Raw genomic sequence first — 25,066 nt, forward strand, 5'->3', positions numbered from 1 at the left:
GTTTATAAATCAAAACTATTTCTATGAAGCGAGTGGTCGCTCTTTTACTTGCTTTGCTCCCTTTTTCTGGTATAGCACAAAATTATCAGGATCGTTGGGTTGGGCACTTCTCTTATGTTTCTATTAAAGATATTTCCAAAGGAGATAACAAATTATATGTGGCAGCAGAAAATGCTGTATTTACCTATGACCTTGCTTCAGGTAACCTAAAGACGATTTCCACCATAAACGGGCTTTCCGGAGAATTTATCACTGCTATCCATTATAGTCAGGAATACGGGTTGTTGGTAATTGGTTATGAAAACGGTCTTATTGATATAGTTAAAAAGGGAAAAGAGAATGTGATAAAAGTTGTTGACATAAAGGAAAAACAAACCATTCCCCCAGACCGCAAACGGATCAACAATTTTAATGAGCACAACGGCAATCTGTATATTGCGACCAAATATGGAATTTCTGTGTATAATCTGGCAAGGCTTGAATTTGGAGATACTTATTTTATAGGAAATGGGGGGAGCCAAATTAATGTAGTTCAGACCACTGTTCAAGACCCTTATATTTTTGCTGCAAGTGAACAGGATGGAATGTTGCGCGCTCGAGTAGCTGACGATAACTTAATTGATTTTCGTAATTGGTCCACAATTATAAATGGAGGATTTAAAGCTTTGGAGAATCTGGGAGGTGAGCTTTATACTGCGAATAGCTCCAATACGGTATTACGGTTTACGCCATTTGGGGATGTTACGAACATGCAAAGTTTTTCCAGCAACATTCAAAGCTTTAGGAAATCTGATGATTTACTTACCATTACCACAACAAATTCGCTACAGGTTTATTCTCCCGGATTTCTTATTGAAGATCAAATTAGAAATGTACAGGGATATGATTTAAACCTATTTTCGGGATTTGCAATTGGAAGAAATGCCTATTTAGGAACCCAAGAAGATGGACTTTTAATTGTTCCTTTCGGCAGTACGCTACCAAATCAAGTTCTGCCAAATGGCCCTATCCGGAATAGTCCTTTTGCGATGGATACTTCTGCAGGAGAATTATGGGTAAGTTTTGGAGAAACCACGGTTAATTTTAATCCATATCCACTTTCGCGATATGGGGTAAGTCATTTAAGAGATACCGTTTGGAATAACATTTCTTATAAGGAACTGAGTACGGCTGTAAATGCAGAACCTACTGATTTAATGAAAGTAACTATCAATCCAGATAATCCTAAAGAAGTTTTTATGAGCTCTTTTCAAAAGGGACTACTTAAGCTTGTGGATGAGGAACCTGTGATTCTTTATGACGAAACCAATAGTCCTTTGGAGAGAGTTCAGATTGTAACTAACCAGGGAACAGCCGATGCGGGAATTAGAATATTCGGGTCGGATTTTGACAGTCAAGGCAACCTGTGGTTTGTGCAAAGTAAAACGGATAAAGGTTTGATAAAGCTTTCTCCAGGTGGACAGTTTCAAAAAATTGATTTGACCAATATTTTACCAAACCCTTTGGGAGAATTGGCCCTGACTAAATTGGTAATATCGCGGGAAAATTATATATTTTTTGGGTCTTACTTTAATGGGGTAATGGGCTATAATCCCCAGACGAGAGCAATGAACAAGATAAGTGAGAACGCTGGAAACGGAAATCTTCCCTCCGCAAATGTGCGGGCCCTGGCCCTCGATGCGCAAAACAGGTTATGGATAGGCACCTTGACTGGACTAAGAGTACTCTACAGTCCCTCTAGTTTTTTTCAAGACGGTAGTCGACCTGAATCACAACCCATAATTATACTGGAGGATGGGGTGGCGCAGGAACTTTTATACCAACAATCTATAACAGATATTGAAGTGGATGGCTCCAATAATAAATGGATTTCTACAGCTACCTCTGGAGTTTTTTATCTCTCTGCCGATGGGCAAGAAACGATTTTAAGATTCACCAAGGATAATTCGCCTTTGCCTACCAATAATGTTCAGGATATCGCTATTGATCCCTTCACGGGTATTGTTTACTTCGCTACCACCCAAGGTCTTGTAGCTTATAAAGGGACCGCGACTACGCCGCGAGATAATTTGGGAGACCTTCATGCTTTTCCAAATCCAGTGCGTCCAGGTTTTTCTGGAGACGTAACTATTGATGGCCTAACCGCTCGTGCTAACGTTAAGATTACCGATATAACAGGGAATCTTGTTTTTGAAACCACTTCAAAAGGGGGAAGCGTGCTTTGGGATACCACCGCCTTTGGAAAATACAAAGTTCGTTCTGGAGTTTATCTGATTTTAGTTACAACAGATGATTTTGTCGAAACGAAGGTTTCGAAAATTATGATAATACGATAATGATCGTAAAGACTAAAGCCATCGTTTTTTCGGCCATCAAATACTCTGAGGCCGATCTTATTGCTTGCTGCTATACAGAAAGCGATGGTGTAAAATCTTATTTACTGCGGAACATTCTCAAATCTAAAAAGTCCGGTTTAAAAGCTTCCTATTTTCAACCTTTGACACAACTGGATATAATCGCTAACCATAAGGATAAGGGTACACTTGAATATATTAGGGAAGCCAAAGTTTCTATTCCTTATGTTAGCTTACATACGAATATTGTAAAATCTAGTTTGGTTATGTTCTTGGCAGAAATGCTCAAAAACTGCATTCGCGAGGAGGAAGCAAATCCAATGCTTTTCGGCTTTTTGGAAGATTCTTTATCTTGGCTGGATCAAAATGATGGCGTGGCGAATTTTCATATTTATTTTTTACTTCGCATAAGCCATTTTATTGGTTTCTATCCGGACGCATCCAATATGAATCTTGATTATTTCAATATTTTGGAGGGAAATTTCCAAGATTCCAAGACTACTGAATATTGTCTGCAAGGAGAAACCGTGGAAGATTTAAAAAGATTTTTTAACTCCTCTTTATATGATATGGGATCAATAAAACTTTCAAAAACATCACGTTCCAGCCTATTGGAACTTCTGTTATCCTATTATAAACTTCATATTCAAGGTTATCAACGACCCAAATCCCTATCGGTAATTAATCAAATCTTTGTTTGAATTCATTCCAAACTACACTAACAGAATGTTAACGTATAAAGTATTTTTCTCGGAATTAATTAATTTAGAAGTAAAACAAGTATCATGAATACCAATAGACTTTCAAAATCAATCGAGGATATTTTGAACAAACAGCTTACCAAGGAAGCGCACGCAGCTCAGATTTATCTGTCGTACGCCATTTGGGCGGACAGTGAAGGCTACGCAGGAATCGCGGATTTGCTGTTTCGGCATTCGGGGGAAGAGAGAAACCATATGATGAAAGTAGTGGAATATATTCAGGATAGAGGGGGAAGGGCAAAAGTAACTGCCTTAGGCGCTCCTCCAGCTGATCCGGAAAGCCTTCATAATTGTTTTCAGAAATTATTTCAGCATGAGGTGGATAACACCACAGCAATATACGGTATTGTCGATTTAGCCCTTCAGGAAAAGGATTGGGCTACTTGGAATTTTGCCCAATGGTTCGTAAAAGAACAAATAGAAGAAGAGACCTTGGTATTGAATCTTCTGGATAAATTGAAAATTGCCGGAGGTGATCAAGCTTCTGATGAGTCATTGCTATATTTGGATACCAAGATTGGTAATCAGAAGGACGACGCTGAACTTGCCCGTGATGCCAGTGTAGATGAACCTTAGACCAAGGTAAGCTGTAAGTGCTCATAAACTCCGTTTCCCAATTTTTTAGTGCCGACAGATTTATACCCCAACGACGAATATAATTTTTTGGCATGGGGGTTATTTAAATCCACCAATAATCCAATTTTTTTATGTCCTTCGGCAGCCGATTTCATTTGGATAGCTCGTAAAAGTTTCTTTCCTATTCCTTTTCCTTGATAAGTTGGATATACACTAATCGTATCAATATAAACTTCTCCTTCCATCGTTTCATTTTCAATTACTAAATCGCGCACATTGTAGTTCTCCGAAATGTATTTTAGAAATGGCTCTCTGTATTCCGGCAATAGGGCTCCGTCATAAGCAATAATAGATCCTTCAATCTCATTGTTTTCTTCATAAACCAAACAATTCTCAAAGCTATACTGATTCCCTGATTGTTGGAAAAAGTTTTCAAACAAGGGATAGGTTTCTAAGGGATTTTTAGTATTGGCAAAGGTGCAGGCCAAATCTTCCATCGCTTGAACTATTAAAGGAGCAACCGATTTATAATCTGTGGGTTCCGCTTTCCTTATATGTGGAAATAAAAATGTATTCATAGCACAAAATTAAATTAAAATATAAAGCTACGCCCAGTTATAGAATGTTTTGGCATTTCGGCAAATTTTAATTGTGGCCTACTATAAATTTTATTTCGATTCCTAACATTTTGTTATAGACTAGGTAGGGTTCTTAATTACGGCGTACCTTTAGTTTATAAATCCCACTACCCATGAAAGCAGAGAAAAATGAGAAGAAGAATTCCCAGCAAAAGCCTGAAGATGCTGAAAAGCAAAATGCACAACAGGAAAGGGAATACAGAAAACAAAAACATACTTCAAAAGATTACCCAGACCAGCCTACTGGACCCGAGGCTATTGAAAAATTTGACGATATCCAAAAGAAACACAAGAAGAAAAAAGGTAGTCCCGAAGAAGAATAACCCTGAAATAAAAATGTATTCTGAGATTTTAAAAAGAATTGTGAGACTTAAAACTGTAATAAAATAATCCCTTTACATTGAATTTTTGAATGGTGTAATCATTTCAAGTCTTGCAAAAAATCCCCTTGAATACTTTAAATTTTTGATGAACTTCTCGCGCTGATTTTATATTTCTTTTCAACATTAGTTAGCGGCAAAACCTTCTATTCTTTTTAATTCATTTCAAAATTGCTAACTTTCTTTCTTAAACTTTTTATGTAATGAGTCGAGGTTTTGTGAAAGAGGGAGATCAAGAAGAAACTCCCATTATTCCATCAAGAGCTGCCCTTCCGGAAGGCGCAATTAATTATGTTACATCCTTTGGAATGGAACAATTATTGGGCGAAAGAACCGATTTGGAAAACCAGATAACCAACCTTTCAACTGAAAATGAAACTGAGCGACGACGCGAATTAGCTATTTTAAACGGGAAATTGGATCTTCTCCAAGAACGTATCGCTAGCGCACGAGTTTTGGATATAGAACAACAGCGCAAGGATGAAATTCGATTTGGAGCTACCGTAACTTATAAAATGTTGGCCAATAATATGGTTAATACCATACAAATTGTTGGAGTGGACGAAGCTGATCTAAAGCTCAAGAAAATTGCATTTGTCGCCCCAATTGTCGTTGCAATGACCGGTCATAAAGAGGGAGATGTTATCGACTTTAAGTTAGGTGGTGAAATTAGAAAAATTATAATTCTAAAAATTGAGTATTAGAATGTTCGAAACCTAGATTTCTTTCAGAATAGAATTATTCCTTCTCTTCTCGCTTAAAATCCAAATCTTGGTAGTCGTAACTGAAATCGGTTAAAGGCGAAATAGGGCTCATTTTAAACCCTTCAGCTTTCCCTTCAACATTAAGATCGAAGTTAACAAAAGCATCCGCTTTCAAAGCGGGATCATTCCAGCGAACCACGAAAGTCGTGCCTTTATAGTAAGTCATTTTTCCAGTTAAATCAGACGATTTTTCAGATTTAAAATGCAGGCCATCCTTTTGGTTGCTAACAATAACTTCCCCAAACCATGGGTCTTTATAGGTGCCAACATAATCTGTTGGATTTGGTTTTGGAACTTTGCTTTTTATTTGAGCTTGGATGTCCTTTTCAAGTTGTGAAACAATGCTGTCTTCCCGACTTTCCGCTTCGAGTCTTCTTTCATTATATTCTTTAACCCTGTCCTTACCCTTAATTCCAAAATAGCTGTCCTTTATGGAGTTCGAAATAGCAGTAAAAGCAGCTCCTGATTGTTGATTAGTCAATATTATAATTCCTAAATCTAAATCAGGAAACATGATTACTTGGCTCACGATTCCTAGCAATCCTCCGGTATGCGTAACCTGAAAGTTTCCGTCTATGTCACTTAAAAACCAACCAAGACCATACGCTGTAAAATGGGTGTTATAAGGCCATTTTCCACTTCTAACTATGGTTTGGGGCGTCCACATTTCGCGGTGTACTTTTTCACTAAAGAGACTGTCTTTTAGTTTTTCACCGTATTTACCCTTATCTAACTGTGCTTGAACCCACTTGCTCATGTCGTTTATAGAGGCATAAATTCCCGCTGCAGGAGTGGCAATTTGTGTGAAGGTATTTGTTGTAATTTCCAGCTTTCCATTAACGGGAGCATGCCCATCAATCCGATTTGGATCTGCATCAATCTCGGGGATGGACAGTTTGGAGCGAGTCATTTTTAAAGGCTCAAAAAAGTTTTTTCTTATATAATCATCGTAATCCTCTCCCGAAACACGAGCGACAATTTCTCCGGCCACTATATATAGCAAATTGTCATAATCATACTTTGATCGAAAAGAGGAAACCGGTTTTAAGTAACGTAGATTATGAATCATTTCCTTTTTGGTCGTAGTGTTTGAAGCCGGGAAAACCATAAGATCGCCCGCTCCCAAACCTAAACCACTCCTGTGGGTTATTAAATCGCGAACGGTGAATTCATTTGTAACGTAAGCATCATAGAGTTTAAAATCAGGAATGATATCGGTTACCTTAGTATCCCAATTCAACTTTCCCTTATCCACAAGTTGTCCGAGAGCAGCCGTTGTAAATGCCTTGGTATTGGAAGCCACTCCGAAAAGAGTATTCTCATTTACTTTTTCTTTCGTTTTAATGGAACGGATGCCATAAGTGTTTTTATGATAAATTTTGCCATCCTTTAAAACCGCCACAGCCATTCCCGGAACATCAAAAGTTTTCATGGTTTTCTCCACCAAACTATCAATTTGAGAAGGGCTTAAAGCTTGTGCAAATAGGGATAAATTAAGGAAAAAGAGGAGAATTGAAAGATTTAAATTTTTCACTGCTGCTGGTTTCATATTCCGGATTTTTTAACGGGTTTAAAGATATTGAATATAATTTTCTCTAGTCTCCAGTCTCCAGTCTCTAATTCCGCTCATTCCAATAATAGCTATCCGGAAACGGTCTTTGTCCAAAAATTGCCGTACCCACCCTAATCATCGTGCTGCCCTCTTCAATAGCAAGTTCCAAATCGTTAGACATGCCCATTGATAGCTCATCGAATGATGCATTCGGCAATTCAAGAGCTTGGGATTTTAATTGGATTTCTTTCAACAATTTAAAGCAGTCCCGCACTTTTTCATCTTGTGAAGATAGTAGACCAATTGTCATTAAACCCTTTATATGCAGACGGGGAAATTCCGAAACCTGTTTTATAAATTCAATAGCTCTTTCAGGTGCTATTCCAAATTTGCTTTTCTCAAAAGAGGTGTTCACTTGAATGAAGATATCAATATTCCTTCCGTCATATTCGCAACGGTTTTGGAGCTTGTTGGCTAGTTTAATGCGATCCACCGATTGGATTACATCGGCAAACTTTAATGCATATTTTATTTTGTTGGTCTGGAGATGGCCGATTATATGCCACTCACACCTATTTTCTTTTAAAACTTCATATTTTTCCATTGCTTCCATCACCTTGTTCTCTCCTAAAAGCGAATATCCTTCATCTATAGCGAACTGTATATTTTCTACCGAAACCGTCTTAGTGGCCAAAAGCAATTTTACCTCGTTTTTATTTCTATTGGAAAGGTCACAAGCCCTATTAATTCTTTTTTGAATTATTTTAAGATTGTTTTTTATGATATCGCTCTCCATCCTAATTTTCTTTCTATTGAACGGTATCAAAGTTAGCCTATTTTAAATGCCTTCGCGAATTTCCTGCTAGGTTTCTGGTTCAAATCGGGGTAAAGGATTTTTATAAAAATTTTATGTGGGCCATGTATTTTTTTAAACTAATTTTATCCCCGATTAATATTAATTCCATAAAGTTATGAGGGAAAATGTAATCTCTGCTTTAATAATTGTAGGTGTGCTGGTAATAGTGGGCGTACTTTGGTTTGCTTATGAAAATCCCGCATTGAACCCAAGGTTGAAAGAAGAAAGCTACACCATAGTTAGAAAATGGGACGTACCCAAGGAATTGGAGGAGATTTCAGGAATCACTTATCTTTCAGATAATAAAATAGTATGTGTGCAGGATGAAGAGGGAATATTGTTCATATTCAATCTTGATACAGATTTGATCGAAAAGCAAATAAACTTTGCCAAATCGGGAGATTATGAGGGCTTGGCTATTATCGACAGTACAGCCTTTATAGTTGAGAGCAGTGGAAAAATTTTTGAAGTGAGCAATTATTTAAGCATAGACTTTCACACGGAAGTATATCAAACTCCATTTTCGGGAAAAAATAATCTAGAATCCCTCACAGCCGATCCGAAAAATAACAGACTGTTGTTGGCCGTAAAGGACGTCGATCCGAATAGCAAATCATATAAAGGAATATATGCCTTTGATCTAGAATCGAAAAAAATAGATTCAAAACCAATTTTTAAAATTAATCTCGACGATCCTATCTTTAGAGGTAAAAATGGCTCGTCCGATAATGAGCGCCACGGTCAATTTTATCCTTCTGAAATTGCAATAAATCCCGTAGATGGAAATATCTACATTCTTGAAGGAAAAGATCCGAAGTTGCTGATTATGGATTCAAATGAAAAGTTATTACAACTTCATACCTTAAATAGGGAATCCTTTCCGCAACCCGAAGGAATGACCTTTGCGCCTGACGGCACCCTATATATCTCCAATGAAGGAAAAAAGGGAATGGCAAATATTATGGAAGTTGAATTGAAAAAGAAGTGATCTTTTTAGTGGGTCGAGGTAGTCGGTGGTGTGTAGAAGTTGGTGATCATTGTTAAATGGAATCACTTTAAAGATTATTACTTTATTGGGTTTTGAAACAATAGGTTCATTTCCCATCCAAAAATATAAAGGTAGAACAAATCTTTGTCCCATAAGGAACAACATATCGGTCGGTAGCTTTCAAATTATAAGGCAGGCAAATTTTCGTCCCGTTAGGGTCAAAATATCCGTAACACAGATGTGCAAAAGATTCCTGTTTCTTTAGGTACAGAATATATTGGGATTTGATATTGTGTGCCAAGGAAAACCAAGTAAATCAAACCTTGAATTTTGCTTTCTTCCTTGACGATAAATAAAATCCTTATTCTTTGTCTGTCTTAAGATTCTTGAGCATAATTTCGGTCATTTCGTCTAGGGATATTTTGCTTTCCCAACCCCAATCTGCACGCGCTTCGCTATCATCTATACTTTGGGGCCAACTATCGGCAATTGCCTGTCGGAAATCTGGCTCGTAACTTATTGTAAACTCAGGGATGAGCTTCTGAATACTTTCTGTAATTTCTTCAGGATTAAAACTCATTCCAGAAAGATTATAAGAGTTTCTTATTTTGATATTGGCCTTGTCGGTTTCCATAATATTTACGGTAGCTTGAATAGCATCATCCATAAACATCATAGGCAGGGTAGTTTCTGCATTTAGAAAACAAATATAGGATTTGTGTTTTAACGCTTTATGGTAGATATCTACCGCATAATCTGTTGTTCCGCCGCCAGGCAAGGTTTTGTAGCTAATAAGACCCGGATAGCGAATGCTCCTAACATCTACACCATAACGGTTGTAGTAGTATTCGCACCAACGCTCGCCAGTTTGCTTGCTTATTCCGTAAACTGTGCTAGGTTCCATTACCGTTCGTTGCGGAGTATCAACTTTAGGGGTTGTGGATCCAAATACAGCGATGCTGGATGGCCAGAAAACCTTATCTATTTTCTTTTCTTTAGCCAAATTTAAAACGTGAAAAAGGGAATTCATATTAAGATTCCATGCTTTCATGGGAGACTTTTCTGCAGTAGCTGAAAGCATTGCCGCCATTAGATAGACATCAGTAATTTCATGACGAATAACGACTTCTTGAATGGCATCATAATCCATTGCATCCAGGATTTCAAATGGACCGCTCTTCATAAACTCTTTATCACCTTTATGGATGTCGCTTGCAATTACTTTGTGGCTGCCATATTTAGAACGCAGAAAAGCAGTTAGCTCTGTACCAATCTGCCCGCAGGCACCAATTATCAATATTCGTTTCTTCATAATTTGTTTTAAGAAAATAGGTTGCAAATGTACAAATTCCTAGAGCTTTCGGAGTTAAAAAAAAATATGTCATTTGTTTAATTACCAGTATCTTTGCCCTGCTTAAAAATTTTATGAAGTATATAGTTTTTCTTTTAGTGCTTGCTGGGATTGTTTTTTCATGTAAGAATTCTTCGGAAGAAAATGAGAATACAGACCCTCAATACGAATCGGCTATTGTTTTTGGCGACACTACGTATAACTTTCCAGAACTTTCTATTCCTGCAAGAGAACAGGCTATTCAGTGGGGAGTGTTGGAAGATCTTCTTTCCGTGACCAAAAAGCTTAACGGCAGTAATTTTCAGTCGCTTAAGAATCGCTCTGAGCAACTTACCGAATATTCCGATTCATTATTTAAGAAAATACCCGATACCTTAAACACCAACCAGATTCGTAGTAGGTTGCTTGTTTTAAAAACACGCGCCGAACTTCTTAACCAAGTTGCCAATAGAGGAACATTGGATTCAGCCGATATACAAAATTCCGTTATAGAGATGAATTCTGCGGTTAAAAATCTTATAGTGCACTTGAACGAAAAATTTCAAAAGGATAAGATTGATTCCCAGCGACAAGATAATGAGAGGAGGGAATTAAAAGCAAAAGAACGGTTTAGAGATTCGATAATGAATTTGGAACTTCAAGATAAGGAAAATAGAAAAATGTAACTTTTCTCTACTTTTTGCGACAAGTCTATTTCAAAAGTATTTAAAATAATTGCCCAATAAATAAACAAATCAACAGAAGGTGCATGGTTCGGGCACTTCATCTTCCCCAAAAAATAAACAAATAAGAACAAATGAAAATTAAATTTTTAAAACCTGCCGTCGCTTTTGCAGTAATTATGGTGTCGGCTACTTCTTGTAAAGAAAAGGCTGAAGTTGCAAAAGCTGATACTGAAAGCCACGGAATTAACCTCCAAGATATGGACACTACTGTTAGTCCGAAGGTTGATTTCTACAATTATGTAAACGGTAATTGGATGAAACACAATGAAATTCCCGATGACCAAACTAGTTGGGGGGGCTTTACTATCCTAAGAAAAAATACGGATGCCGATGTTTTGAATATTCTTGCGAAAGCTAAGGAGAGTGGAAAATATGCTGCGGATACGGATCAAGCCAAGGCGCTTATGATTTATGAAACCGAATTGGATACCGTTGCTAGAAACAAGGCTGGCATCGAGCCATTAAAACCAGCTCTTGAAAAAATCGCCTCCATGAACAGTATGGAGGATTTTCAAAAGTTGATCAGCGCGAATGCGGCGACTATTTCGCAGCCTTTTTTAGGCCTTGCTGCTTTTTCAAATCCAAGCAACAGTGCGATAAATTCCGCTTATATAACCCCTGGAGGATTGGGTCTTCCAGATCGTGATTTTTATACCAATATGGATCCAGCTTCAGTTAAAATCCGTGAGCAGTACGTAGATCACATAACTAGAATGCTTCAGTTTCTAGGAGATTCTGAAGAATCTGCACATAAACAGGCAGAAACTATTCTTGCTTTTGAAACTAAACTAGCCACTCCAAGATTGGATAAAGTTGCCAGCCGTGATTTTAGAAATTTCAATAATCCAAAAAGCATTTCAGAATTGCAGAAAATGGTTCCGGAAATTAAATGGGAACAAGCTTTTAAGGATATGGGAGTAACAAAGGAACTGGATACAGTTATTGTTATGCAACCAAAATATATGGAAACTTTAAATCAAATTTTCTCAAAACCTGATTTTGATACTTGGAAAACTGTAATCCGTTGGTCAACCTTAAATAGTTCTGCTGGAATGCTAACTACTGAAATTGAGAAGGCCAATTTCGACTTTTATGCTACCACATTAAATGGAACCAAAAAACAAAAACCAGCTAACGAAAGAGCATTAGCCACAGTTAATGGAAGTGTGGGCGAAGCTTTGGGTAAACTGTATGTAGATGAAATGTTTCCTCCCGAAGCGAAAGCGAAGGCGGAGAAAATGATTGAAAATGTTATCGCTGCCTACAAAGACCGTATCAATGCTTTGGATTGGATGAGCGATAGCACCAAGGTAAAAGCGATTGAAAAACTTGAAAAATTCACCGTTAAGATTGGATATCCTGATAAATGGAAGGATTTTTCAACTATGGAAGTAAAAGAAGGAAATACTTTCTATGACAATATGGTGGCAGTTCAGAAATGGGGTCTTACAGATAATCTTAATAGAATTGATGAGCCTGTTGATCGTACTGAATGGGGAATGAGTCCACAAACTGTAAATGCTTATTTCAATCCGTTTAATAATGAGATCGTTTTTCCTGCAGCAATCCTTCAACCTCCTTTCTACGATTACAAAGCAGATGAAGCCGTAAATTATGGTGGAATGGGCGCAGTAATCGGTCACGAAATCTCTCACGCGTTTGACGATAGTGGAGCTCGTTTTGATGCTAACGGAAACCTATCAAATTGGTGGACCGACAAGGACCTTGAAAACTTTACCGAGCGGGGAAATAAACTAGCTGAACAGTATAGTAATGTTGAGGTTTTGGATAGCGTCCACATCAATGGAAAATTCACCTTAGGTGAAAACATTGGAGACCTTGGTGGTGTTCTTGCTGCTTATGATGGTTTACAACGTTTTTATAAAGAAAACGGAAGACCGGATAATATTGATGGATTCACGCCAGAACAACGTTTCTTTATGAGCTGGGCCACAATATGGCGTACCAAAGCGAGGGAGGAAGCGATTCGCAATCAAGTAAAGACAGATCCACACTCTCCAGGAATGGTAAGAGCTACCCAGCCTTTACTAAATGTCGATGCTTTCTATAAGGCATTTGATATTAAGGAAGGAGATCCAATGTATCTTGCTCCTGAGGATCGGGTTCGCATCTGGTAGAATATTTAAAATAGTAGTTTTAAAATGGTCGTTTCATAATTCGAGACGGCCATTTTTTTTGAAAAGAATGTTTATGATTAATTCAATAAATACCCTTTGAGATATCTCTTATTCGGAAATCTGGGTTAATCATTCTGCTTCGAGTTATCACACTTTGTTAGGCTTCAGAAGAACTATAGTAACGTTTTTTAATTTAAAATCCTTTTAAATATATATCCTAAAATAGAATCTAGATTCACAGAATCTACCTGTTTGAATATTCCATCTGGATCCGCATCTGCAAAAGTTGGAGGTTCTAGACCCATTTCCAGTGCTTTTTGAATATAATAATCGGACTTTTTCGGATGTTGTGGATTAACCCCATTAAAGACTTTGCCAAAGGTGTCTTGCTTAATTATTTCTACTAGAATATTAATACAGTCATCCCGGTGAATTAAGTTTACGGGCGCGTTTGCATCTTTTAAATCTTTTCTGCCCGCTAGGTATCTTGCCGGCTTTCGGCTGCCTCCAATCAATCCTCCAAAACGAACTACAGTAGTTTTAAATGAAGCGGTATTGATAAAAAGCTCTTCAACTTGTCGTAACTGTTTTCCTGCAATGGTTTCTGGTTTTGGATCGTCTTTTTCGGTTACATTTCCTTGTGAATCTGAGTAAACAGAAGTGCTGCTGACCAAAATTATTCGGTTTATAGCAGTTTTCTTTATATCCTCCCTAAGATGAACCATTTTCAATACATAATCGGCACCGGTATTTCTTCGAATACCCGGCGGAATCATTATAATGAGACAATCGGTATCTTTTAAAAGTGCACTTATTTCGCCCGAAATTCCTGTTTCCGAAATTTCTACTGGAAAAGCATTAAATCCATGTTGTTGTAACAGCGTGGCTTTTTCAATCGTGGTTACAGACCCCTTAACAGAATATCCCAAATTAATTAAACGATGGGCAAGTGGTTGGCCAAGCCATCCCAGGCCAGCGATGGTTATTCTTTTATTCATCTTCAACAAGTTTTTTTGCTCCAACTTTAATCGAATCCAAGGAAAAAGTTCTTTTTACCGCAATTGCATCTGTAACAACAAAAGGTTTCGGCATCATATAATCAGGTCGTTTTTCAATATCGAATTCGGGATTTCCCATCAGGTCGAAAGAATATTCCATGACTTTAAAAGAAATGGGAAAATCTTTTTCTGAAGTAAATTTCACCTTTAATGAATCTCCTTGAGAAACCATATAATTGATTAGGGCCGAGTTTTTGGTCCCTCTATATTTATCCGAAGATTCTCCAACGAATGCCTTTTTGCCATTGAATTCCAAGGTTTTGAAGGCAATATCCTTTGTGGTATAAATATCAATTTTGTTGACCTGTCGGCGGGGAACTATTACAAAATGAACATTCCGTGAGTCGTTGATTATGGAGTCTTGCCTTATAATAACTTCAAAATCCGGAATTGATTTTTTAGGAGCTTCAGCGGCGAAAGTGTAGTTGATTCCGTATTTGCTATAAGAAGCTTCTCCCAAGTATTTTGATGCCTTTTCGGGATTTTCGCCCAAATAATTCCCAGTCCATTCATCAATTTCTCGATCATAGGTAAGCCAATATGTTTTTCCCGAATCCTTATCTTCATAGTAAATCAGACTATTGGGTTTTTTTCTTTCAACCGTATAATCACTTTTTGAATGTGCTACCACAAAAAATGATATCGCCAACAAGAAACAGATTAACGAAAGCAATTTTTTCATTTTATATTTTGAAAAAATTGGCCACATAAGTCCGAAGAGTAAAACTGTAAAAACAGAGCTTATAAATAGCATTTTCAATCCTAATCCCACGGGGAAAAATTGGATAAGAGGAACAAAAATGAAGATTGCCGGTACTGCGAAAAACGTCATTAAAAGAGGATTGGGATTTTCTTGTTTCAGAAGTACGAAGAATGAAAACAAGCCAAAAAATACCGGAATTATAAAGAATGCAGCGCCTTTTAGAAATATGTCCACGGCAATATTTATGATTATCCAAAAGAACAATGGAGCAATATAAAAGGACTTTTCGTCATTATTCTTTGCAAATTTTTTATAAATCGCCAATGTGATCGCTATAGAAATGAAAACGAAGCCCGCAATATACCAATGCCCGTTATAGGTAAAGCCTTGTTGAATCTCCAAATATTGAGGATATAATACCAACAATAATTTCCATCCAAAAAATCCGAGCAATCCACATATAACAAGGGAAAGTAGAAATGGAATAAAACCGATTGCAATTGCTTTTCCATTTAATTTCTTTTGGTAGAAACCGTAAAAAACAAGGAAAACAAAAATTAGTACTGCTAAAATCAGCATTGGAATAATCCACGAAAAGGGATAACTGACCATTTTCAACAATGGGAAATTGAAATACACATCATCCGTATCGGATTTTAACTGTGCAAGATCCGCATTGGCAAAATAGTGAAGGAGCGGAAGTAAATAACTCCCTTGGTGCATCAAGCTGTTCCAATCTAGAAAATACATGGAATCATTAGCCGTATGATAATTAAAATGACTGTCTATAAAAGCGAAGAAAAAACTGTCAATATCCCCATCTTCTCTAAAAATAGTTGAATCGGTGTCATTTGGCAACATTTTATAAACACTGTACATCAAGGAAGAAGCTACAGGAAATTCGGGGTTGGCCTTTATAAATTCCTTAATCAAATTGGAGTTTCCACCATTTGTTTCCACAATCATATTACTTGGACCGCTAGTGCCACGTGCCTCAAAATTTAGTACGAGCGCTACATCTTTGGCCCATGGATGTTCGTTAACGAATAGTTTTGCCCCATCCAATCCCAACTCCTCCGCATCGGAAAAGAGAATGATAATATCGTTTTTCGGACTAGGGTTTGACGCCAAAAATGCACGAAAACTTTCTAAAATGGTGACTAAGCCCACACCATCGTCACTTGCTCCATAAGAAGGAACCGGGGCACTGTCGTAATGTGAAAGCAGAAGCAGTGCTTTTCCGGATTCGGTACCCTTTAATCGAGCGACAATATTAATGGGCTTATTTAGAGTTTTAGAAATTGGATTAAGACTGAACCCTTCTTGTATGTGAGGTTGCAATCCCAACTTCTGTAGTTCGGAAATTAAAAATTTACGAACGTCGGCGTGAGCTTTAGAGCCGACATAATGCGGCGCTTTGGCAATTTCTTCAAGAGGTGTGAGTGCCTTATCTACGGAAAACTCGGAAGGAGGGATTGAATCTGCCTCATCATAGTGCGGCATTAAATCATAAAAACTGTAATAAGACAATGCAACGATAAATAGCAATGATAATAGTGCACTGAAGTTTTTCATGGATGGAATTTTTGTTAAAAGTACAATTTTAATCGAAAGGAAACTTTTCGGATTGTTTTCCTACTAGAAAATTTATTATATTACAGGTTCGCAAAAAGCTAATACTATGGGAATTAAAAGTTTTATCGGCAGAAGGGTTAAACCCAATAAGGGATTTTCGGAGAAAATAAAGGTTTCGGATTATATGACGCGAAATCTTGTAACATTCAGACCGGAGCAACCAGTTATAGAGGTAATTGAAATTTTACTAAGAAAGAATATTTCAGGTGGACCAGTAGTAAATAGCAGAAATGAGTTGGTGGGGATTATTTCTGAAGGGGATTGCTTAAAGGAAATAAGTGATTGTCGTTATCATAACCATCCTATGGAAGATGTAACCGTAGAACAGCACATGATAAAAGAGGTTGATACCATTGATGGCGATATGAATGTTCTGGACGCAGCGAATAAATTTCTGGAATCTAAACACCGTCGGTTTCCAATTCTTGAGAATGGAAAACTCGTTGGGCAAATTAGCCAACGTGATGTGCTCAATGCGGCAATGAGGCTGAAAGGGCAGTCTTGGTAATTTCTTACAATATAAATTCAGAGTATTAATAACCAATCTCTCTACTTCAAAAATTCCAACAGGTATTTCTTCGTTTTTAATTGTTGGATATTTAATCCAATTCTTCAAAATGAGGTTTTAGCATAATGTTTTTTCTCATGAATTTCCCTTCTGAACCGGAAAAATCACATTATTTCACATTTTTAATTTCCATATTTCTTCATTTTTTTACTTTTTGATTCTCTCATTTAATACCATTTGAGCTTCTTTTTAAATTTTTTTTTTAACACGGATAATTTGGCATATTCCCCATTCTCCTCAGAATAAACCTCTGGACTGTTCTATTCGCCTTAAAATTTTATGGATTCTTTATTAGATTAAAATCACGTAAAATGGCATTATATTGAATTTATCTCATCATCTATTAAGTTTAAATATAAAATTGTGAAATGTTTAACTAAAATTAAAAATCATTAGACGGTTCTGTTTCCTAATTTTAACTAAATCAAAAAAGCAAATCACTATGAAAAACAAAATCAAAATCCATGATGTTAATCCATTGCGGAGGGACAGACGTCAATTTTTAAAGCTAAGTGGAATGGCCTTAGTAGGTACAAGCTTGGTTTTTATGACTGGCTGTAGCAACGACGACGATGCTCCTTCACCGCCAGAAGAAATTTTTGATCTTGGTACGGGAGATTTAGGAGTATTAAATTATGCTTATGCTCTTGAACAACTTGAAGCCGATTTTTATACACGGGTTGTAAACCATTCAAATTTTCGTTCCACTTTTAGTCAAAATGAACAACAGGTATTAACGGACCTCTACTATCACGAAGTAATCCATCGCGATTTTTTTAATACAGCCATTGGTGTAGCCGTGAGTGGTGATTTAACCAAAAGGCTTCCTGTTCTGGAGTTTGACTATGGAAATTTGGATTTTGGAAATAGGGAGATCGTTCTAGCCACTTCCAAGACTTTGGAAGATACCGGTATCGCTGCCTATAATGGAGCAGGTAAACTATTAACCAATCCTGATTATCTTTTAATTGCAGGTAAAATAGTTTCGGTGGAAGCAAGACACGCTTCAGCAATCCGAAATATTATCGCCACCGGTTCTATTGATGGTGCCGATTCCAAGTCTTTTGCGGGCGATGATATCGTTGATCCCGTGACAGGATTGGGCCAAGCGCTTTCGCCAAGTGAAATTGTTGCCGCAGCTGGCGGATTTATTACAACCCCGTTTACCTATAAGGAACAAGGAATAGGATAGAACCAAGAACAGAATAAAATAATCAACACTTAAAAAAATCGTATTATGAATATTATAAAAATAATGGATTACCTATCCGACAGTGAGCTTATGAATACCAAGAGTTCACGACGGGATTCTTTCGGTCATATTAAGACCTTGGGAAAAAATGTAGCAATGGCCTCCATTCCATTTGGTTTGGCAGCTACAAGTACAAAAACGCGGGCCACAACTTTGTCAATGGCTTCTTCAATGATGATGGCAGATCCGCTGGACATTTTGAATTTTGCCTTAACCTTGGAATATTTGGAACGCAACTTTTACCAAATGGGCTTGGATACCAACGGATTAATTCCAGCTGAAGATCGGCCTACTTTTGCCCAAATTTCAAAGCATGAAACATCGCATGTTGAATTTCTTTTAAGTGCTTTGGGCGATGATGCCGTTAGTGAACCTACTTTCGACTTCACTGGTGGTAGTTTAAATTTGGACACTTTCTCCAATTATCAAACCTTTCTGGCTCTTTCACAGGGTTTTGAAGATACTGGAGTTAGGGCATACAAAGGTCAAGCTGGTGGATTAATCGATAATGCGGATTTATTGACTTACGCTCTACAAATCCACTCCGTTGAAGCCTTGCACGCCTCCCAAGTGAGAAGAATGCGGGGCGAAAAAGGATGGATTACAAAATCTGAAAACACATTGCCGGGAGCTTTTAGTGCGATTTATGGAGGAGCAACTCCAGAGAGCAACACAGTTCAAGGAGGAGTGGATTTAAGCGGATTGTTTAATGATCTGGGAGGAAACAATGCTGTAACAGAATCCTTTGACGAACCTTTAACGATGGATGAGGTTAATGCTATTGCTAGTATTTTTATCGTTCCATAATTTTTATATTACCCTATTAAATTTAAATCTCGATTTATTTCGGGATTTTTTTGTTTTAAATTGAAAATGTCCATTTTCACTAAAACTGTGTTATCCCAGGAATAGCGGACATCTATCCATTTACAAACGCTTACAAACGAATATAAACGAAAGTAAATGGTTAATAACCGACTATCATTTGGATGCTGTTCTATGTTTGTCCTGTCGAATAAAATGAAATTCGATAGTATCAATTGTTTAACCCGCCTGCCTCGGGCAGGCATTAAAATTTAGAAATCATGAACGCACTTAGAAACAAAGTACAGTTGATTGGAAGATTGGGCCAAGACCCAGAAATCGTAACTTTTGCCAACGGCAACAAAATGGCCAAATTCTCAATGGCCACAGATGACAGTTACAAGGACAAAGATGGTAACAAGGTGGAGCGCACTTATTGGCACAATGTAGTAGTAAATGGCGGTCTCGTAAAAGTGGTTGAAAGCTATGTCACCAAAGGCCAGGAAATTGCCATAGAAGGGAAATTGACCAACCGCTCTTGGGAAGACAAGGAGGGCAAGAAGCATTACATTACAGAAGTGTTCTGTAATGAGTTGTTGATGTTGAGTAAGTAGTAAGTTGAACTGGTGCCGGTGCTTCGGTACGATTTTAAAATGGGCGCCCAAAGGCGTCCATTTTAAAATCACTCAGCAACCTTTGATTGTTAGGTTCATTCACAATTGAAAACAGATTTAAATTAAGGCTTTTATGCAGAATAAAACTCATCGTAAAGTGAAGAGACCATAACATAAAACCACCAACCGTTGATTGTTAGATTCATTTACAATTGAAAACAGCTTTAAATTAAGGGTTTTATGAAGAATAAAACTCATCGTGAAGTGAAGAGACCATAACATAAAACCAGCAACCGTTGATTGTTAGATTTATTTACAATTGAAAACAGCTTTAAATTAAGGCTTTTATGAAGAATAAAACTCATAGTAAAGTGAAGAGACCATAATATAAAACCAGCAACCTTTGATTATTAGATTCATTTACAATTGAAAACAGCTTTAAATTAAGGGTTTTATGAAGAATAAAACTCATCGTGAAGTGAAGAGACCATAACATAAAACCAGCAACCGTTGATTGTTAGATTTATTTACAATTGAAAACAGATTCAAATTAAGGCTTTTATGAAGAATAACACTCATAGTAAAGTGAAGAGACCATAACATAAAACCAGCAACTCTTGATTGTTAGATTCATTTACAATTGAAAACAGCTTTAAATTAAGGCTTTTATGAAGAATAAAATTCATAGTAAAGTGAAGAGACCATAACATAAAACCAGCAACTCTTGATTGTTAGATTCATTTACAATTGAAAACAGCTTTAAATTAAGGGTTTTATGAAGAATAAAACTCATCGTATAGTGAAGAGACCATAACATAAAACCAGCAACCTTTGATTGTTAGATTCATTTACAATTGAAAACAGATTTAAATTGAGGCTTTTATGAAGAATAACACTCATCGTAAAGTGAAGAGACCATAACATTAAACCAGCAACCTTTGATTGTTAGATTCATTTACAATTGAAAACAGCTTTAAATTAAGGGTTTTATGAAGAATAAAACTCATCGTAAAGTGAAGAGACCATAACATAAAACCAGCAATCTTTGATTGTTAGATTCATTTACAATTGAAAACAGATTTAAATTGAGGCTTTTATGAAGAATAACACTCATCATAAAGTGAAGAAACCATAACATAAAACCAGCAACCCTTGATTGTTAGATTCATTTACAATTGAAAAACAGATTCAAATTAAGGCTTTTATGAAGAATAAAACTCATCATAAAGTGAAGAGACCATAACATAAAAACCAGCAACCTTTGATTGTTAGATTCATTTACAATTGAAAACTTCGGTAAAAGAATAATACCAATTCAAAAGAAGAAATTATGGCAAATTCATATGTTTATATTTTGAAATGTAACGATGGTTCCTATTATGTAGGAAGTACAAAAGATGTTGGATTACGTTTTTGGGAACATTCGAATGGAGAAGGATGTGATTATACAGCGGAAAGAATTCCAGTTCATTTAATATATGTTGAAATTTTCACAAGAATAGACTACGCATTTGGAAGAGAACATCAAATAAAAAGGTGGTCAAGAAAAAAGAAAGAAGCTCTTATCACTGGTGAAATTCAAGATTTGCAAAAATTTTCCAAGAAGAAATTCAAAGTAAAAAACTCGGAGTGATTTCTTTTAATCAAAATGTTTATTAAAAAATCCGAAGCAAAGGTCCCTGAGTGATCCCGATAAAAATGCTTTTGCATTTTAATCGGGATCGTATCGAAGGGCCGGAACTATTATAACAAATATCTTTATTTTTACCACTATGAATACTTCCACAACAACCCAACAAACCGATATAAAATCCCTTCTTAAAACCCATTTTGGTTATGATGATTTTCTTGCCAACCAAGAGGAAATTATAAATAATGTCTTGGATCAACATGATACTATTGCCATTATGCCTACAGGAGGCGGGAAGTCGTTGTGTTTTCAATTGCCAGCTTTGGCAATGCAAGGAACGGCAATAGTTCTTTCCCCATTGATTGCCTTGATGAAGGATCAGGTGGATTCATTAAAGGCCAATGGGATTGCAGCTTCATTTTATAATAGCTCGCAACATTATGAGGAGCAACAAGAAGTATTAAGGAATTTACAGGATGAAACTTTAAAATTACTTTATGTCGCACCTGAAAGTCTGCCACAATTAATCTTTATTCTGAAGTCGGTTAAAATTAGTCTTTTTGCTGTGGATGAGGCGCATTGTATTTCCAGTTGGGGTCACGATTTTCGGCCTGCTTATATGCAGCTAAAAAGTTTAAAGGAGCAGTTTCCTGACGTTCCCTTAATTGCCCTGACCGCAACTGCCGATCGTCCAACCCGTGAGGATATTGCTGCCCAACTTGCCATCCCCAATGCAGAAACATTTATAGCTTCTTTTGACCGACCTAATCTGTATTTGGACGTGAGACCTGGGCAGAACAGGAATAGGCAGATATTGAGTTTTCTCGCCAAGCGCGGAAATCAAAGTGGAATTATTTATTGTTTAAGTAGAAAAAGCACGGAGAAGCTTGCAGATACACTGAAATCAAAAGGTTATAAAGCGGAGGCCTACCATGCAGGACTTTCTTCCGAAGAACGAAGCGAAATACAGGAAAATTTCGTTAATGACCGAACGCCAATTATTGTGGCGACCATCGCTTTTGGAATGGGAATCGATAAAAGTAATGTACGCTGGGTGATCCATTACAATATGCCCAAAAACATAGAAGGGTATTATCAGGAAATCGGTCGTAGCGGTAGGGATGGATTGGCTTCGCATACCATTCTATTTTACAGTTTTGCTGATGTGATTATGCTGCGAAAATTTGCTGAGGGCACGGAAACCGAAGCCTACCAACTGGCTAAGTTGGAACGGATGCAACAATATGCAGAGGCACTGAGCTGTAGAAGAAAAGCGTTGCTCGGGTATTTTGGCGAACATATAACCGAGGATTGCGGCAATTGTGATATCTGCAAAACTCCGCCAAAATATTTCGACGGAACCCTCATCGCCCAGAAAGTGTGTTCCGCAGTAGCGCGATTACAAGAACAAGAAGCTTTGGGGATGGTGTTGGATGTGCTTCGAGGGGCACAAAACGCCCAAGTTTATGATAAGGGTTATCAGCATATTAAAACCTTTGGTGCAGCAAAGGATATTTCGTGGCGCGATTTACAGCAATACGTTATTCAGCTTTTAAATCAAGGGATCCTTCAAATCTATTTTCATGAAAATGGCCGGTTGTTATTAACGCCTTTGGCAAAAAAAGTTTTATTTGAAAACAAAAAAGTCCGCTTGGCAAATGTTCTTCAGGAAACTGAAATAGTAAAAACCGATAAAGCAGAAAAGTCGTCTAGAAAACGAGCTGACCTGTTCGACAAATTGAGAACACTTAGAACAAAATTGGCCAACGAAATCGGTATGCCTGCCTATATCGTTTTTAGTGATGCCAGTTTGGAAGATATGGAACACAAAAAACCGCGAACTCGTGAAGAATTTGCAGAAGTATCAGGCGTGGGAGAGGCTAAACTTGAAAAATATGCAGACGACTTTTTAAGAGTCATCAACAGACATTTGGATGGATTGGAAAGTGCTGTATCAACCCACGAACGCAGCTATAAAATGTTTGCGGAAGAAAATCTCTCCGTTTTGGAAATTGCAAAACGACGAGGGCTTTCAGAAGATTCGGTGTACGGTCATTTTATAAAGATGAATCAGTCTGGAGCGGAAATCGACCTTTACCAATTTATTTCTTCAGAAGAGATCCAGCAAATAAGAGATGCCGAAATTAAACTGGAAAATCCTGATGGATTAAAACCCTATTTTGAATATTTTGAGGAGCAGATGCCGTATTGGAAGATAAAAATGGGGCTTCACTTGAGTGCTCAATAGCGAAAATATTTCCCTCCTCAATTTAAAAATATATCTCCTGCGCCACCCTAAAAGTATTCGCATGCGCCTCAATAATCGTTTTAATTTCCGGGGAATAGCCACCGCCCATACTTACTTGGACTGGAATGTTTAAATCTTTGCACGTCTGTAAGACAAAACGATCACGTTCTTTGCAGCCTTCCACCGTGCAATTCAATCTTCCGAGTTTATCGGTTTCCAAAATATCCACCCCACTCAAATAGAAGATAAAATCCGGATTTTGCTCCTTGATTAAACGAGGTAAGGTTTCTTTTAAAATTTGAAGATAAAGTTCGTCTCCAATTCCGTGCCGTACGACGATATCCAAATCAGCTCCTTTTTGAAAGGTTAGGCATTTGTTTATTCTTACTTTGCGATAAAAAGTCTAATCTACTTCATTATTTTTTTTGGCTTCCTTTCTTAGCAGGTAATGACTTAATATTAAAGCCAATCCCACAAAAAGTGATATTGAAAAAATATAGCCCACCATATTATTTGCCAATATTTCATTTTGTTCAAAATACGAGCCTATCAATGTACCTATAGCAGCGCCAACCGCGACCAACCCATATTTCAAGGCATTGTTGTCTAAAAAACTTCCTTTGTTGTTCTTTAGATTCAGATCTCCCAAATCACCTCCTTTTTCAATTATCTTTAAACGTTCACGATTTAGGGCTCTTCGATTTACTGTACTTTCTATGACCCAAGCGATGGATACAAATAGAACCATTGGTATAAAGGCATGCATAATTATTGATTTTTAAGATTTATACCCTTAGGACAACAGGCCATTCAAAAAGGTTACACCAAAATAGATATTTAAATTATTGTGGATAAACTGTAACCTTTCTAATACATTGCCTGTCTTAACATAAAGCATTGAATTTGCCATCCGAAGAATCTCTTATTAACGCCGTTAAAGCGGGTGATATTGAAAAATATGGCCAGTTGGTAAATTTATATTCTGGGAAAATATTTGCATTGGCCAATTCGTTATTAAAGAATCGGGAAGATGCTGAAGAAATAACCCAAGACGTGTTTTTAAAAGCGTTCAAAGCTTTGGATAGATTTCGCGGTGACAGTAAGTTTTCTTCCTATTTATATCGTATATGTTATAATGAAAGCCTGAACAGGATCCGCTCCCGAAAAATTGAAGTTGATATTGATAATGTAGTCATAGAAGATACCGATATCAATGATGGATTTTTTCAGATAAAACACAACGAACAGAAAGAATATTTAATCGCGGCTTTAGAAAAACTGAATCCTGAGTACAATATGGTGTTAACACTTTTCTATCTCGAAGAGCAATCCTATAACGAAATTGTTGATGCGACAGGAATGAGTCTTTCAAATGTAAAAGTCAAGGTACATAGGGCAAGGCATTCCCTGGCCGAAGTTTTAAATACAATGCTTAAGGATGAAGTCAAAAATCTTTATTAAAAGTTGAAAA

22 protein-coding genes and 1 pseudogene are annotated in these 25,066 nt (G+C 37.1%); 15 read left to right on the forward strand and 8 right to left on the reverse strand.

Features of this window, described 5'->3' with window-relative positions; genetic code table 11:
• Positions 1–23 precede the first annotated feature (23 nt).
• The 3 genes from porZ (at position 24) to EI546_RS12360 (ending at position 3,691) form a co-directional block, all read left to right on the forward strand.
• Complete coding sequence (porZ, locus tag EI546_RS12350) at positions 24–2,336, forward strand: type IX secretion system anionic LPS delivery protein PorZ (RefSeq protein ID WP_128250827.1); 2,313 nt, start codon at positions 24–26, stop codon at positions 2,334–2,336.
• A complete protein-coding gene (gene recO / locus EI546_RS12355; protein WP_128250828.1) occupies positions 2,336–3,055 on the forward strand; it encodes a DNA repair protein RecO in 720 nt (239 codons plus the stop codon). Before porZ ends, recO begins: the two co-directional genes overlap by 1 nt.
• Before the next feature lie 84 nt (positions 3,056–3,139).
• Positions 3,140–3,691: a ferritin gene (locus EI546_RS12360; RefSeq protein ID WP_128250829.1), complete on the forward strand. Its 552-nt coding sequence runs from the start codon at positions 3,140–3,142 to the stop codon at positions 3,689–3,691.
• Here EI546_RS12360 and EI546_RS12365 read toward each other — a convergent pair.
• Entirely contained in the window at positions 3,688–4,269 is a 582-nt protein-coding gene (locus tag EI546_RS12365; RefSeq protein ID WP_128250830.1) for a GNAT family N-acetyltransferase, read from the reverse strand. The two genes, EI546_RS12360 and EI546_RS12365, sit on opposite strands and share 4 nt — an antisense overlap.
• Before the next feature lie 173 nt (positions 4,270–4,442).
• Here EI546_RS12365 and EI546_RS12370 point away from each other — a divergent pair, with 173 nt between their 5' ends.
• Both EI546_RS12370 and EI546_RS12375 read left to right on the forward strand, forming a co-directional pair.
• Complete coding sequence (locus EI546_RS12370) at positions 4,443–4,652, forward strand: hypothetical protein (RefSeq protein ID WP_128250831.1); 210 nt, start codon at positions 4,443–4,445, stop codon at positions 4,650–4,652.
• A 260-nt stretch (positions 4,653–4,912) separates the two neighbouring features.
• On the forward strand, positions 4,913–5,413 hold the full coding sequence (locus EI546_RS12375; protein ID WP_128250832.1) for a GreA/GreB family elongation factor: 501 nt from the start codon (positions 4,913–4,915) through the stop codon (positions 5,411–5,413).
• 34 nt (positions 5,414–5,447) lie between these two features.
• Here EI546_RS12375 and EI546_RS12380 read toward each other — a convergent pair whose 3' ends face one another.
• Both EI546_RS12380 and EI546_RS12385 read right to left on the reverse strand, forming a co-directional pair.
• Positions 5,448–7,022: a serine hydrolase gene (locus tag EI546_RS12380; RefSeq protein WP_128250833.1), complete on the reverse strand. Its 1,575-nt coding sequence runs from the start codon at positions 7,020–7,022 to the stop codon at positions 5,448–5,450.
• Positions 7,023–7,089: 67 nt separating this feature from the next.
• A complete protein-coding gene (locus EI546_RS12385) occupies positions 7,090–7,821 on the reverse strand; it encodes a YggS family pyridoxal phosphate-dependent enzyme (protein WP_128251614.1) in 732 nt (243 codons plus the stop codon).
• Positions 7,822–7,996: 175 nt separating this feature from the next.
• On the opposite strand from EI546_RS12385, the gene EI546_RS12390 reads away from it, so the two are divergent.
• Positions 7,997–8,869, forward strand: coding sequence for an SdiA-regulated domain-containing protein (locus EI546_RS12390; RefSeq protein ID WP_128250834.1), 873 nt, complete (start codon positions 7,997–7,999; stop codon positions 8,867–8,869).
• Between the two features lie 361 nt (positions 8,870–9,230).
• On the opposite strand, the gene EI546_RS12395 is transcribed toward EI546_RS12390, so the two are convergent.
• A complete protein-coding gene (locus tag EI546_RS12395; protein WP_128250835.1) occupies positions 9,231–10,181 on the reverse strand; it encodes an NAD-dependent epimerase/dehydratase family protein in 951 nt (316 codons plus the stop codon).
• A gap of 113 nt (positions 10,182–10,294) precedes the next feature.
• On the opposite strand from EI546_RS12395, the gene EI546_RS12400 reads away from it, so the two are divergent.
• Together EI546_RS12400 and EI546_RS12405 are read left to right on the forward strand one after the other, a co-directional pair.
• Positions 10,295–10,885 (forward strand): hypothetical protein, encoded by a 591-nt coding sequence (locus EI546_RS12400; RefSeq protein WP_128250836.1) that lies wholly within the window; start codon positions 10,295–10,297, stop codon positions 10,883–10,885.
• 131 nt (positions 10,886–11,016) lie between these two features.
• Entirely contained in the window at positions 11,017–13,083 is a 2,067-nt protein-coding gene (locus EI546_RS12405) for a M13 family metallopeptidase (protein ID WP_128250837.1), read from the forward strand.
• Between the two features lie 188 nt (positions 13,084–13,271).
• Here EI546_RS12405 and EI546_RS12410 read toward each other — a convergent pair whose 3' ends face one another.
• Positions 13,272–14,081 carry an NAD(P)H-binding protein gene (locus EI546_RS12410; RefSeq protein WP_128250838.1) on the reverse strand — a complete coding sequence of 270 codons (810 nt, stop codon included), beginning with the start codon at positions 14,079–14,081 and terminating at the stop codon, positions 13,272–13,274.
• Entirely contained in the window at positions 14,074–16,419 is a 2,346-nt protein-coding gene (locus EI546_RS12415) for a M28 family peptidase (protein WP_128250839.1), read from the reverse strand. The genes EI546_RS12410 and EI546_RS12415 overlap by 8 nt, the downstream gene beginning before the upstream one ends.
• A 106-nt stretch (positions 16,420–16,525) precedes the next feature.
• Here EI546_RS12415 and EI546_RS12420 point away from each other — a divergent pair, with 106 nt between their 5' ends.
• The 6 genes from EI546_RS12420 (at position 16,526) to recQ (ending at position 23,595) form a co-directional block, all read left to right on the forward strand.
• On the forward strand, positions 16,526–16,987 hold the full coding sequence (locus EI546_RS12420) for a CBS domain-containing protein (protein WP_128250840.1): 462 nt from the start codon (positions 16,526–16,528) through the stop codon (positions 16,985–16,987).
• A 502-nt stretch (positions 16,988–17,489) separates the two neighbouring features.
• A complete protein-coding gene (locus EI546_RS12425) occupies positions 17,490–18,239 on the forward strand; it encodes a ferritin-like domain-containing protein (RefSeq protein ID WP_128250841.1) in 750 nt (249 codons plus the stop codon).
• A 45-nt stretch (positions 18,240–18,284) separates the two neighbouring features.
• Positions 18,285–19,106, forward strand: a complete 822-nt coding sequence (locus EI546_RS12430; RefSeq protein WP_128250842.1) for a ferritin-like domain-containing protein — start codon at positions 18,285–18,287, stop codon at positions 19,104–19,106.
• Positions 19,107–19,384: 278 nt separating this feature from the next.
• Positions 19,385–19,717 (forward strand): single-stranded DNA-binding protein, encoded by a 333-nt coding sequence (locus tag EI546_RS12435; protein ID WP_128250843.1) that lies wholly within the window; start codon positions 19,385–19,387, stop codon positions 19,715–19,717.
• 1,330 nt (positions 19,718–21,047) lie between these two features.
• Positions 21,048–21,350 carry a GIY-YIG nuclease family protein gene (locus EI546_RS12440; protein WP_128250844.1) on the forward strand — a complete coding sequence of 101 codons (303 nt, stop codon included), beginning with the start codon at positions 21,048–21,050 and terminating at the stop codon, positions 21,348–21,350.
• A gap of 139 nt (positions 21,351–21,489) precedes the next feature.
• Positions 21,490–23,595, forward strand: a complete 2,106-nt coding sequence (recQ, locus tag EI546_RS12445; RefSeq protein WP_128250845.1) for a DNA helicase RecQ — start codon at positions 21,490–21,492, stop codon at positions 23,593–23,595.
• Positions 23,596–23,617: 22 nt separating this feature from the next.
• Here the strand turns inward: recQ and EI546_RS12450 are convergent.
• Both EI546_RS12450 and EI546_RS12455 read right to left on the reverse strand, forming a co-directional pair.
• Positions 23,618–23,947, reverse strand: a pseudogene (locus tag EI546_RS12450) (histone deacetylase); the annotation flags it as partial.
• A 51-nt stretch (positions 23,948–23,998) separates the two neighbouring features.
• The gene (locus EI546_RS12455; RefSeq protein ID WP_128250846.1) at positions 23,999–24,361 is read right to left on the reverse strand and encodes a DUF6249 domain-containing protein; all 363 of its coding nucleotides are present in this window, start codon (positions 24,359–24,361) and stop codon (positions 23,999–24,001) included.
• A 131-nt stretch (positions 24,362–24,492) separates the two neighbouring features.
• Here EI546_RS12455 and EI546_RS12460 point away from each other — a divergent pair, with 131 nt between their 5' ends.
• Positions 24,493–25,056, forward strand: coding sequence for an RNA polymerase sigma factor (locus tag EI546_RS12460; protein ID WP_128250847.1), 564 nt, complete (start codon positions 24,493–24,495; stop codon positions 25,054–25,056).
• The last annotated feature ends 10 nt before the right edge of the window (positions 25,057–25,066 follow it).

Source organism: Aequorivita sp. H23M31 (assembly GCF_004022485.1).
Lineage (GTDB): Bacteria > Bacteroidota > Bacteroidia > Flavobacteriales > Flavobacteriaceae > Aequorivita > Aequorivita ciconiae.

Bases quoted from the DNA above. Each gene is read 5' to 3' on its own strand.
- recQ (WP_128250845.1), top strand. From the start codon at position 21,490: ATGAATACTTCCACAACAACCCAACAAACCGATATAAAATCCCTTCTT.
- EI546_RS12440 (WP_128250844.1), top strand. From the start codon at position 21,048: ATGGCAAATTCATATGTTTATATTTTGAAATGTAACGATGGTTCCTAT.
- recO (WP_128250828.1), top strand. From the start codon at position 2,336: ATGATCGTAAAGACTAAAGCCATCGTTTTTTCGGCCATCAAATACTCT.
- EI546_RS12390 (WP_128250834.1), top strand. From the start codon at position 7,997: ATGAGGGAAAATGTAATCTCTGCTTTAATAATTGTAGGTGTGCTGGTA.
- EI546_RS12400 (WP_128250836.1), top strand. From the start codon at position 10,295: ATGAAGTATATAGTTTTTCTTTTAGTGCTTGCTGGGATTGTTTTTTCA.
- EI546_RS12435 (WP_128250843.1), top strand. From the start codon at position 19,385: ATGAACGCACTTAGAAACAAAGTACAGTTGATTGGAAGATTGGGCCAA.
- EI546_RS12395 (WP_128250835.1), bottom strand. From the start codon at position 10,181: ATGAAGAAACGAATATTGATAATTGGTGCCTGCGGGCAGATTGGTACA.
- EI546_RS12420 (WP_128250840.1), top strand. From the start codon at position 16,526: ATGGGAATTAAAAGTTTTATCGGCAGAAGGGTTAAACCCAATAAGGGA.
- porZ (WP_128250827.1), top strand. From the start codon at position 24: ATGAAGCGAGTGGTCGCTCTTTTACTTGCTTTGCTCCCTTTTTCTGGT.
- EI546_RS12455 (WP_128250846.1), bottom strand. From the start codon at position 24,361: ATGCATGCCTTTATACCAATGGTTCTATTTGTATCCATCGCTTGGGTC.
- EI546_RS12380 (WP_128250833.1), bottom strand. From the start codon at position 7,022: ATGAAACCAGCAGCAGTGAAAAATTTAAATCTTTCAATTCTCCTCTTT.
- EI546_RS12415 (WP_128250839.1), bottom strand. From the start codon at position 16,419: ATGAAAAACTTCAGTGCACTATTATCATTGCTATTTATCGTTGCATTG.
- EI546_RS12370 (WP_128250831.1), top strand. From the start codon at position 4,443: ATGAAAGCAGAGAAAAATGAGAAGAAGAATTCCCAGCAAAAGCCTGAA.
- EI546_RS12405 (WP_128250837.1), top strand. From the start codon at position 11,017: ATGAAAATTAAATTTTTAAAACCTGCCGTCGCTTTTGCAGTAATTATG.
- EI546_RS12365 (WP_128250830.1), bottom strand. From the start codon at position 4,269: ATGAATACATTTTTATTTCCACATATAAGGAAAGCGGAACCCACAGAT.
- EI546_RS12385 (WP_128251614.1), bottom strand. From the start codon at position 7,821: ATGGAGAGCGATATCATAAAAAACAATCTTAAAATAATTCAAAAAAGA.
- EI546_RS12430 (WP_128250842.1), top strand. From the start codon at position 18,285: ATGAATATTATAAAAATAATGGATTACCTATCCGACAGTGAGCTTATG.
- EI546_RS12375 (WP_128250832.1), top strand. From the start codon at position 4,913: ATGAGTCGAGGTTTTGTGAAAGAGGGAGATCAAGAAGAAACTCCCATT.
- EI546_RS12410 (WP_128250838.1), bottom strand. From the start codon at position 14,081: ATGAATAAAAGAATAACCATCGCTGGCCTGGGATGGCTTGGCCAACCA.
- EI546_RS12360 (WP_128250829.1), top strand. From the start codon at position 3,140: ATGAATACCAATAGACTTTCAAAATCAATCGAGGATATTTTGAACAAA.
- EI546_RS12425 (WP_128250841.1), top strand. From the start codon at position 17,490: ATGAAAAACAAAATCAAAATCCATGATGTTAATCCATTGCGGAGGGAC.